Genomic DNA, 10,000 nt, shown 5'->3' on the forward strand with positions numbered 1-10,000 from the left:
AGTGTAGGATTATACTGTTTCTGAGGTGAGTTTCATGGTATATGCAGATATTCTGAGTAATATACACTCTGCTATCTCCAGTAAAAAAGCTGATTTAAATGTGAAAATTGATCGATTAGAAAATGCGAAAAACGATATTATAAAAGAGCAGAGCATGTGTCTTAACGAGATTAGGAAAATAAAAGACCCTGAGCTTGGTGGCAGCTGGACAGGGAACCGTTCGGATCACTTTCAGGATGCCCGTCATGATGCCTATAATGTGATGTTCAGTATCATTCATGACGATTATGATGATTACCAATGGAAAATCGAGGCGATGATTACAAAGCTGAATGCCGAGAATACGCTTTTGAGCATAGCGGGGAATATAGCCCAAGAAGCCGACTCCCTTTTGAACAAAGGCGAAGAGGCATTTGAGCAGCTGGAAAGTAAAATATCCGATTTAAAAAGGCGGTTGTTTTAATGACGACAATCAAACTGAATCATCCTGCCGTAATGAAGCAAGTCGATCAGGTGAAGACGGCACTTGGTACAGTCACGCTCGGAAATTTGCCGGCAGGCGAGCTTGGCAACAATAAATTGGAATTCACTTCGAAATGGATCGACCGGGAAACGAACCTGGAGAAGGTCTTCGAGCAATATATCAAAATCGTCCAGAAAAATGTGGAAGATACCCGTGCCAACATTGACTTATTAAAAGAACAGGATGAAGCCATCGCCCATACGTCTTCACATGGGTATCCTACGCGATGAAAATATATGAAGCCGAGACATTGACGGCCGCAACCAAGTCGCGTGCCAAGCAATATGAAGAACTAAAGAAGGAAGTCTCAGCCCTGAAAAAGGAATTTCAGGGCATCGTCGGCCTGGATAACGAGTTTCAGGGAGCCGGTGCTACCGCCATCAAAAGCTTCTATGAAGCGCAAATCGAGGTGGCGGACGCCTGGATGGAACTATTCACGACCCAAATCAGTTTTTTGGAAGGCATTCCGGCCAGTCTGGAAGAGGCGGACCTCTCCGGAAATACGGTGGTCGAGGTTCCCTTTTTAGATGGCGAAGTCTCAAACGGCATCAACCAAGCGAAGTCGCTTGTCGATCAACAAGCGAACGATCTTCAAAGGATCCTCGACAGCATTGACGATATTCTGCCTCTCGATATGTTCGACCAAAAGGACTTTAATGAAAAAATAACGCTGGCCGGGCATAGACTGGATGACACCGTGACAAAGGTCGAGAATGTGGACAGGCAATTGGTCGAGGAATATGATGTGTCCATTGGGCAGGAAAACGTGGCCGTTGGCCTCTTCCGTGCCTTGCTTGATGCCACCAAACAGGACGGCAACGTATCGCCGATGACATTCAATCAATCGGCATTCAAGAGCAGTGACGTCTATCAAGTGAAGGATGAAGTCGCCGGTCAGATGAAAGACTATCAAACCTTCAAAAAGCAGCAAGCCGAAGCCCGGAAAATCGAACAGGAAATGGAAGAACTCGAAAACCGTCCATGGTATGAAAAGGCCTGGGATACGACAAAAACCTTTACAGGGGAATTCACGGGATATTATGATTCAATAAGGGCCTCGACCGGAGTCGATCCAGTAACGGGGCGCAAGCTGTCCGATGCCGAACGAATCGCCGCAGGCGCCATGGCCGCCGCTGGATTCATCCCCGTCGTCGGCTGGGCCGGACGGGCCATCAAAGGCGGCAGCGCCCTATACAAAACGGCCAAAGGGCTCAACGCAGCGGACCATGCGCTCGATGCCTATAAAACGACAAAAGGCTTTAGCCTCCTCCAGAAAACCGAATACGGGATATACGGGCTCCTCGCAGCCAACGGCCTCGGCGAAGCGGCCACAGGCAAAGACATGTTCGGCAACCAGCTAACCGAGGAACAGCGCCAGAACGGACTATTGATGGCACTCGGAATCGGCGGTGTAGCTGGTGCAGCCAAAGTCGCCGATAATGTAGCGAGTGGTACAAAGTTCATCCCTTACAGCAAGGAATTTGCCCAAAAGCAGGTTCAGAAGGTTCAAGCTACAATAACAGACATAGCGAGATCAGGAAAAACCACGTTAAAAAATATAGGTGAAGAAATCGGTAAAAAAGAAATTCCTAAACGGATAAGTATGGAACAAGTTTCCCTCGCAGGAGGACCAACCCTTCGCCAAGTTATGATCGAAAAGCAGACAATTAAGGAAGCCTATCAGAAATTCACGGTGAAGGATAGCAAAGTAGAAGGTGTTTCAGGGGAGAGTGTTCCTAAGGGTACGGGTAATAGGGGGGCTGAAGTTCCACCTGCCTTTAGACAAACTGAATTTGCTAGTTCGTATGAAGCGAGGCTTAATCAGACACCTGCATTAGAGAATTCAAAGGTTGAATTTGAGGGAATAAGGGGTGAATCTAAGGGAATACTTAAGCCGCCACCAGACCGTCAATTAAAACAAATTTTAGATGAAGTTGGGATTGATGGCATCCAATATAAAAATGCTGTTCCTGATTTTTCACCGACAGCAAAAGCACAAGTTGAAATCAACTATATGCTTGGAGGAAAAGGAACTTATGGAGGGAAAGCCAGACGAGCTAATTTTGTTCAATCAGACCAAAAACTAGCTGATCAACTTAATAATTCACCTGAATTAGCAAGCCAATTTGGGATGGAGTCTGGTAAAATTAGTGCAAGAGATATAAAGAAATATCGAGAAAATAATAAATTAACATGGCATGAATTGAATGATGTTAAAACAATGCAACTTGTACCAACAAAAATAAATAGTGAATTCGGACATCTGGGTGGTGTAGGAGAAATAAATGCAGGAGCTTTTATACCTGGAGGGTTTGCTAATAAACAAAAAGAGGAGATCTTAAAATGACTATAAACGACCCAATTTTTGGTGAACTTGAGTATGAGTATGGTTGGGCTAAGGATACCACTATTCATTTTTTTGGTAAAGAAAAAGAGATATCTTTGATGGTAGATGGTGAAGAAGATGGAAAGTTTGATGAAGAGCAGTATATGGCATATCAAGCATTAATGCAAAAATGGGAGGATTTACAGCTAAGTTTATTGCAATCAATTTTAGACTATTACAAACAAAAGCGGCATGAACTAGGTTATGATATTGGATTAAATGAAAATTATCCATTAGTTGAAACAACTAATCAAATACTAGAAATGATAACTTTAGATGGAATTGTTGTTCCTTATGCGGATATTTTTGAGGGGCGAGATATTGGAATTACATTTAATTGTACATGGGATATAGAAAATGGATTAGGGCTTCGTCTATTAAATGAAAAAATAATTGAAGTAGGTTACCAGGACGTTGCAATTTAAAATCGGCTGTAAAAAGTAAAGACTCATGATGGTTGTACCATCAAAGAGTATTACGGCAATGATAGAATAGAAAAAGAAGTATGAGCTTAGGTGATATGACATTTTACTGGGCGATGAATATAAACACATGAATTGTATATTAAACTAACGAACTCGTACAAATTCGTAAGTTTTAACGTAGTATTTGTCACGACATATAAAAGTTGTCATACTGTTACTATGAAACTTACAAATTTAATGTTACTTAAAAACAAATGAACTTAAAGCGCTTGATTGTCAACTAAAGGCAACGAGTGCTTTTTAGCGTTATAGCGTTAAAAATTAAAAGAGCATAATACACTAGAGTTAAATTTTTATTGTCGTGTATATAGACTGTAATGACTGTGACAGTGTATGAGTAGAGAAAAAAAGGAAACTATCTTTAATAATGGTTTTAGGGTAATGTAAAATGGGATATTAATCCAATAATTTATCTGCCATGAAACCAAGTGCGATCTGTACGGCTTAACCGCAGCCGCCTTGGTGAAGCGGTCACCGGCAAAGACATGTTCTGCAACCAGCTAACCGAGGAACAGCGCCAGAACGGACTATTGATGGCACTCGGAATCGGCGGTGTGGCAGGTGCGGCGAAGGTCGCAGATAAAGTAGCAAGTGGTACAAAGTTCGCCCCTTACAGCAAGGAATTTGCGCAAAAGCAGGTTCAGAGGGTTCAAGCTGCAATAACAGACATCGCGAGATCAGGAAAAACCACGTTAAAAAATATAGGTAATGAAATAGGTAAGGAAGAAATCCATTTGGGAATATAACCGTTTAGGCCTTTTACCTGAATCTGAATATGATAAGAGTATTTTAGAAGAATACCTTAAAAAAGAATAATGGAAGACAAGAAAAGCTTGTTATTTTTATGACCTTGGCTCAAAAGTTAAGGTCTTTTCATTGTTGATATGAATATCAGCTAGATTTAGATTTAACACTGTTTGCCTTTTATGCAACAGCTGTTTTTTGTTTTTTCTAAGAAGAAATTCAAGTGTAAAACACATTAAAGAAAGGAATTCTCATTTAAAGAATTCCTTTCGTTGCATACTATTTTTTAAGAAATGACTTTTCGAAAAATTCCAGAAGATGCTCTAGAGTGATTGGATCACTGTAGGTGGATGCTTTACTATTTATTTCAAATATACGATCATTTTTAATTGCAGGTATATTTTTCCACGTTTCTGTTTCCACAAATGTATTAACTACGTCCGGGTTTTTACTAAAGATAATATAATCTCCAGTATATTCAGGAAGCACTTCAGATGAGAGGACATAAATGCCGGATTTAAGTGCCTTTTCTTTTACTTTTTCAGGCATTTTCAAGTCCATTGCTTGGTACAATATTTCTGTTCCGCGTGCATAATTATTGCCGAATACATAAAACTCCTTAGCATCATTTTCAATTACAGAAACGGTTGCATCTTCACCAATTTTTGCACGTATCGCTTTTCCTGCGGATTCTGCACGCGTTTCGAAATCATTAACCCATTCTTTTGCTTCCTTTTCTTTGTTTAAGAGTTTTCCGATTTCTATTTGCTGTGATAAATAATCTAATTTTCCCCAAGTGAATACTACAGTTGGAGCAATTTCATTTAACTTTCCAATATTTTTCATCTCGGATCCCGCTATGATTAGATCCGGTTCCAATTCAATGATCTTCTCGAGGTTATCTTCTGATACGACTTCCACTCCCTTTAGTCTTTCTTTAAAAAGTGGATTCATATTAGTCCATTGGTCTATCCCAACGACATTACCTTCCAAAGCCAATACATTAGGTCCATTAGAGAGAGCAATTATTCTTTTTGGGTTTTTAGGAATCTCAATAGGGCCAGTTTCTGATTGATATGTAACTGTTTCTTTTTTAGCCTTGGATGCATTATTTTCTTTCGCTGTCTCTTTGTTCCCGCAAGCACTAAGAATAAGGACGAACAAGAGTAGGAAGGGGATGAATAGCTTTTTCATTCTGATTTTTCTCCTTATTAATTATAGAGTAGGTTAAAAACATATCAAAAAAATGTCTAATTAATAATGATATTCATTTTCAATAACTACTTCAATATATTAATAGTAATGATAATCATTGTCAATAACTTTCGCCAGATGACTAAACTCTGTGTACTTAAAAATTGCAGTGTTCCCAGTCATCATTTTCTGCCTGCGTCGTTAAATACTTGATGTTGAAGTCTTCCGTTAAATTTTTATTAATCTATAATGTTCTATTTGATTAATACTTGTTTACATAACTATGTTATGGTCTAATCGTTGAGAAATCATACTTATTTGAACTGAAATTTGGAAGTATATATAATTCTATAAATATAACTGTAAGAAGGGAGAATTATATGAAAAAGTTTAAAAAGGATTTTTAGTCTTGTTAGCAAGTTTTTGTTTTTTATTACTACAATGGCATTGGAACATGAATTAAATCAAAACGAACGGTAATAACCAGTGAGGATGGATCAGTGGTTCTAACTCAAATAAAAAAGGATGCATGGGTACATACAACATATACGGAAATCCAAGGTAATAAGATTGGTGCGAATGGTCTGGTTCTAAGTACTTCAAAAGGAATCGTCTTAGTTGATGCTACTTGGGACGATAAACTGGCTAAGCAATTATTGCATATGATAAAAAAGGAATTCAATAAACCTGTCAAGCTAAAGCAATAATCACTCACCATAAATACGAAAGAATCGGTGGTATACAGGCATTATTGGATCAAAAGATAAAAACGGTAAGTACTCCTGAAACCGCAAGTTTGTCAAAAGAGTTCAACTATCCCATGCCTGATCCTTCAGTAGATTCAATGGCATCAACTTTAAAGGTTGGGAATATGAAATTGAAATATACTTCCCCGGGGAAGCCCATACTTCTGATAACCTGTCAATCTGGCTGCCAAAGTATAACTTATTATTTGGTGATATGATTTTCGCGCTGGAACATCCGGGATCATTGATGAAGCCAACATGGAAGCTTGGCCAAATACGATGAAGAATTTAATGTATGTGTTTAAAGATGCGAAAATCGTTATTCCTGGCCAAAAAACTTGGGGAGATTACAGTTTGCTTCCACATACATTGGAAATTGTCCAGAATCATGAAAAATGAATTAATTTGCATTCACTTCTAAACTTTTAGCAACTTGTCCACACCATCCATCAGTCCATGCATATACAATAGTAAGGAGGGTGTTAGGATGGAGCTAAATTGTTGTTATGAAGAAAAATGTTTTGAGAACAATGACCCAAGTACAGTATGGTTTCCTGGAAAGCGTTGTAAATGTAAATGTAAATGTAAATGCAAAAAAAACAAGCGCCGTTTTTATTAATCACTAAATGAATGACTGAAAAAAAGTTGTTCAACAGAGGCAGTCCTAGTGGCTGCCTTTTTTATTTGACATGCAGTTATTGGTGGGAGTGGGATAATATTAGTGGGAATGCGCTGAAAATATGTAAAGATGAAAAAACACTCAACTGATATGGCTGAGTGTTTTTAAGCAAGGGATATAGAATAATAAAAGTTCATTGAACTAAAGTTAATTCTTAAATAAAAGGGCGTATCGAACATAGTATCTACTATACGAACTTCCAAGAAATTGAACAGTAACTTGTATTAGTTTATGTAACAGATAGCACAACCCCAATGTTTTATTTTAGTTTAACTAATATAAGACATTGGTCATCTTTACGTTGGTGTGTCTCTTCTTCATATCTAAGCGATTGTATAACTTCCTCCTTAAGTGTAGATAAAGGGGCAGCCGAATAGGTCTTTAACAATGAGCATAAACGGTCTGAACCTAAAGGTTCTTCCACTCCATCTGTATAAAGGCAAAGCTTACTGTCCTTGCTGTATGTAAGGGTATTTGTATTAAAAATTATATCTTCAAACATCCCGAGTGGTGGCCGATTAGAACGCAACTCATATTGTTTTCCGTTTATATCCTGTAAAAGAACGGAAGGGTGGCCTGCATTGATATAATTAATTTCTCTCTTATCAGTATCGATTAAAAGGTAAACGGCTGTGCAATAATGCGAAGATTCACTTGTGTTTTTGAATAAAGAATGAAGATGATCCTCTAATTCCTTCATCACAGTTTTCACTTCTGAACCTTTTAAAATTAATTTCTCAAATATGGAATGTAGTGACATGGTTATTAGGGATGAAGAAAGCCCGTGCCCCATCACATCAAGTAGGATAAGGCCATACCGTTTGGCGTCAATTTGGTAAAATCCATATAGATCACCCGATAATTGATTGGAGCCTTTATAATACGCTTGAATTTCAAGATGTTCATTCATAATAGGAACTGGTAATAGTGTCTCTTGGATTTTTTTGGCAAGACCCAGTTCTCTTTCTGTATCTACTTTGTATTTTTCATTTTTTTCGTTCAATTCAATCAGCTTATTCTTTTGCATTTTCACCGTTTCATGAGCAATCTCTAAATCAGCATAAGCCTTATTCCTAGCATTTAGAGCGGTCACTGCCTCTTTTTTGGCTATAAGAAGCTCATTTTCTAATTCGTTTCTTTTGCGCATTGGAACCACCACACACTCAATAATGGTTCTTCCATCTCGCTCTCTTTGAACGGCGTTGAGTAACACAGGTATTTCTTCATCATCTACAGACTTTAAGGATATATATATTTCCTCAATGTGATTTTCTAACTTAATCAGAGGAACCAGATAAAGCTGATGAAAGAGTATAGCAGAAGCCGAAAGGATAAATTTAATATGCTGCCCATTCAATTGATCGAGATTATATCCCAATAATTTAAGTAATGTTTGATTAACGGATAAAATAGCATCTTCTTCTGATAAAGTTAAATATCCGCAGGGTGCCTCATTTAGTTGTTCATTCACAAAAATTCACACCCATCTCTTTCTATAAATCGTTTGTCGGAAATTCATCCAAAAACTGTCGGATTAAGTATATCGTCTCTTCAGGATGACTCATATGTGGACAGTGTCCTGTTGCTTTCATCATTTTCAATGTACTATCAGGAAGATGCTTATGAATATATTCACCTACTGCTGACGGAGCAATAACATCTTTGGAACATTGTAAAATGAGTGATGGTACTTTTACTTTCGCTAAGTCTTTACGGTTGTCTGCAAAAAAGGTAACCTCAGCAAATTGTCGTGCGATAATGGGATCAGTAGAACAAAAACGATTTTCTAAATCCCGTTTAAGCTCTGGGCGATCTGGATTACTCATGACCGTTCCCGCAAAAGCGGTTGCCCAGCCTATGTAATTTTTGTCCATCATATCAATCAATCCTAAAAGTTGTTCTTTCTCGAATCCTCCATAATAATCATTAGGGAGATTCAGGTAGCAAGGGGAAGGACCAACCAGGACAAGTTTAGAAAAATATTCAGGATGTTTAATTGATGCCAGCATGCCAATCACACATCCAACAGAGTGTCCAACAAATATAGCATCTTTTAGGTCTAATGCGGAACAAACATCAATTACGTCTTGTGCATACCCATCAAGAGTACTGTATCTTTCCACGTTATATGCCTGTATATCTGAATTACCAGACCCAACATAGTCAAATAGAATAATATGGTATTCATCTTCGAAGTCTTTTGCAACGGATTGCCAGACATTTTGATCACAACCAAAACCTGGTGCAAATATCATTGGTCGTGTACCTATTCCTCTAACCTTAACATTATTACGCAATAAAATATTGGGATTCATGATTGGCTCCTTCATTTAGAAGATATACTTACTATATGTTAACACTAACCTTATTCGAATTAAAGAATAACACTTTAGGAATGGGGAGAGAGGTATACACTTGGGGGAGTTTCAGACTATTGACGTATACACGACCTCTTATACCCGGAAATGGTCGACAATGTTCCTTGATAATTGATCTTTGGAAAGCCTCATTATAAAAAGGGATTATGTATAGGAGAACTACGAGGGATTTTTTGATTAGATCGCTAAAAAATATATGGTCATGATGTTATTCATTCCACTACTCTAGAGTAGAGCAGAGATAAGTGGGGATTTAAACCCTATTTTATGTTTATATTTTAATAGATGAAATAGGGGTTTTTATTATGGGTAACTTGTATGAAAATGAAAAAGGAAATGTTATTAGTGAAATAGGAATTAGGTCTTACACGAAATATTACAATCTTATTGATGCTCACTAAAACTGGTCATTTTTGTTTTGCTTCCTCTTTTTAAACAAAAACTGAGACATATGAGATATGATAAGAAAAAATCAGAAGGAAAACCTCCCAAAGTGTCAATCGTTGCCTGTATGAATAAGTTGCTTCATTGGATTTACGCTCTATTAAAGAGAAAAGAAATGTTCCTAGATATAGCCTGATTAACGGTTTTATGAAAAAGAGAAAAATCCTTCCAAAAGGGTTTTGGAGGGTTATTTGGCATGGCCAAAAATAGTATATCATAAGGAAATGAAAATTTTAGAGAAAGATATTGACATCCTATTAGCTGGTTTAGCTGAAGAACGGAGCTGTCTTTAAGGCAGCTTTTTCTTTATGCAACTCCCATGAAAATTAAAAAAGCTCAAAATCCAGAAAAAACCACAACAAAATAGACCCAGTAAAAACGCTTTTTAAAAAAAGGCTGAGCCTTATGAGTGATCTGATTG

The 10,000-nt window shown here is 37.8% G+C and carries 11 protein-coding genes and 2 pseudogenes; 10 read left to right on the forward strand and 3 right to left on the reverse strand.

Translation table 11 applies throughout. From position 1 onward, the window contains the following. Positions 1-34: 34 nt before the first annotated feature. The 6 genes and pseudogenes from ACIQYG_RS20255 (at position 35) to ACIQYG_RS20280 (ending at position 4,140) form a co-directional block, all read left to right on the forward strand. Entirely contained in the window at positions 35-463 is a 429-nt protein-coding gene (locus ACIQYG_RS20255) for a YwqH-like family protein (RefSeq protein ID WP_048680710.1), read from the forward strand. Then, a complete protein-coding gene (locus ACIQYG_RS20260; RefSeq protein ID WP_063593419.1) occupies positions 463-753 on the forward strand; it encodes a YwqI/YxiC family protein in 291 nt (96 codons plus the stop codon). Before ACIQYG_RS20255 ends, ACIQYG_RS20260 begins: the two co-directional genes overlap by 1 nt. Continuing rightward, positions 750-1,703, forward strand: a pseudogene (locus ACIQYG_RS20265) (ribonuclease YeeF family protein); the annotation flags it as partial. The gene ACIQYG_RS20260 and the pseudogene ACIQYG_RS20265, both read left to right, overlap by 4 nt. A gap of 423 nt (positions 1,704-2,126) precedes the next feature. After that, positions 2,127-2,870 (forward strand): HNH endonuclease, encoded by a 744-nt coding sequence (locus tag ACIQYG_RS20270; RefSeq protein ID WP_402841641.1) that lies wholly within the window; start codon positions 2,127-2,129, stop codon positions 2,868-2,870. Further along, positions 2,867-3,334, forward strand: a complete 468-nt coding sequence (locus ACIQYG_RS20275) for a DUF6985 domain-containing protein (protein ID WP_098936517.1) — start codon at positions 2,867-2,869, stop codon at positions 3,332-3,334. The genes ACIQYG_RS20270 and ACIQYG_RS20275 overlap by 4 nt, the downstream gene beginning before the upstream one ends. A 488-nt stretch (positions 3,335-3,822) precedes the next feature. Beyond that, the gene (locus ACIQYG_RS20280) at positions 3,823-4,140 is read left to right on the forward strand and encodes a hypothetical protein (protein WP_402841607.1); all 318 of its coding nucleotides are present in this window, start codon (positions 3,823-3,825) and stop codon (positions 4,138-4,140) included. 277 nt (positions 4,141-4,417) lie between these two features. On the opposite strand, the gene ACIQYG_RS20285 is transcribed toward ACIQYG_RS20280, so the two are convergent. Then, on the reverse strand, positions 4,418-5,302 hold the full coding sequence (locus ACIQYG_RS20285; protein ID WP_402841610.1) for an iron-hydroxamate ABC transporter substrate-binding protein: 885 nt from the start codon (positions 5,300-5,302) through the stop codon (positions 4,418-4,420). Here ACIQYG_RS20285 and ACIQYG_RS20290 point away from each other — a divergent pair. From ACIQYG_RS20290 to ACIQYG_RS20300, 3 genes are all read left to right on the forward strand, one after another. Continuing rightward, the gene (locus tag ACIQYG_RS20290; RefSeq protein ID WP_402841613.1) at positions 5,268-5,369 is read left to right on the forward strand and encodes a hypothetical protein; all 102 of its coding nucleotides are present in this window, start codon (positions 5,268-5,270) and stop codon (positions 5,367-5,369) included. The two genes, ACIQYG_RS20285 and ACIQYG_RS20290, sit on opposite strands and share 35 nt — an antisense overlap. 463 nt (positions 5,370-5,832) lie before the next feature. Continuing rightward, the gene (locus ACIQYG_RS20295; protein ID WP_402841616.1) at positions 5,833-6,039 is read left to right on the forward strand and encodes an MBL fold metallo-hydrolase; all 207 of its coding nucleotides are present in this window, start codon (positions 5,833-5,835) and stop codon (positions 6,037-6,039) included. A gap of 297 nt (positions 6,040-6,336) precedes the next feature. After that, positions 6,337-6,477 carry a hypothetical protein gene (locus ACIQYG_RS20300; protein WP_402841619.1) on the forward strand — a complete coding sequence of 47 codons (141 nt, stop codon included), beginning with the start codon at positions 6,337-6,339 and terminating at the stop codon, positions 6,475-6,477. A 539-nt stretch (positions 6,478-7,016) separates the two neighbouring features. On the opposite strand, the gene ACIQYG_RS20305 is transcribed toward ACIQYG_RS20300, so the two are convergent. Beyond that, positions 7,017-8,228, reverse strand: a complete 1,212-nt coding sequence (locus ACIQYG_RS20305; protein ID WP_402841621.1) for a SpoIIE family protein phosphatase — start codon at positions 8,226-8,228, stop codon at positions 7,017-7,019. Between the two features lie 22 nt (positions 8,229-8,250). Further along, positions 8,251-9,072, reverse strand: a complete 822-nt coding sequence (locus ACIQYG_RS20310) for an alpha/beta fold hydrolase (protein ID WP_402841624.1) — start codon at positions 9,070-9,072, stop codon at positions 8,251-8,253. A gap of 499 nt (positions 9,073-9,571) precedes the next feature. Between ACIQYG_RS20310 and ACIQYG_RS20315 the strand changes: the two are divergent. Next, positions 9,572-9,715 (forward strand): annotated as a pseudogene (locus ACIQYG_RS20315) (IS110 family transposase); the annotation flags it as partial. Between the last annotated feature and the right edge of the window lie 285 nt (positions 9,716-10,000).

This window comes from Peribacillus sp. NPDC096622, from assembly GCF_044762665.1.
Lineage (GTDB): Bacteria > Bacillota > Bacilli > Bacillales > DSM-1321 > Peribacillus > Peribacillus frigoritolerans_B.

Coding starts and splice junctions, on each gene's coding strand:
- ACIQYG_RS20310 (WP_402841624.1), bottom strand. CDS start 9,072: ATGAATCCCAATATTTTATTGCGTAATAATGTTAAGGTTAGAGGAATA.
- ACIQYG_RS20275 (WP_098936517.1), top strand. CDS start 2,867: ATGACTATAAACGACCCAATTTTTGGTGAACTTGAGTATGAGTATGGT.
- ACIQYG_RS20270 (WP_402841641.1), top strand. CDS start 2,127: ATGGAACAAGTTTCCCTCGCAGGAGGACCAACCCTTCGCCAAGTTATG.
- ACIQYG_RS20255 (WP_048680710.1), top strand. CDS start 35: ATGGTATATGCAGATATTCTGAGTAATATACACTCTGCTATCTCCAGT.
- ACIQYG_RS20300 (WP_402841619.1), top strand. CDS start 6,337: ATGGAAGCTTGGCCAAATACGATGAAGAATTTAATGTATGTGTTTAAA.
- ACIQYG_RS20260 (WP_063593419.1), top strand. CDS start 463: ATGACGACAATCAAACTGAATCATCCTGCCGTAATGAAGCAAGTCGAT.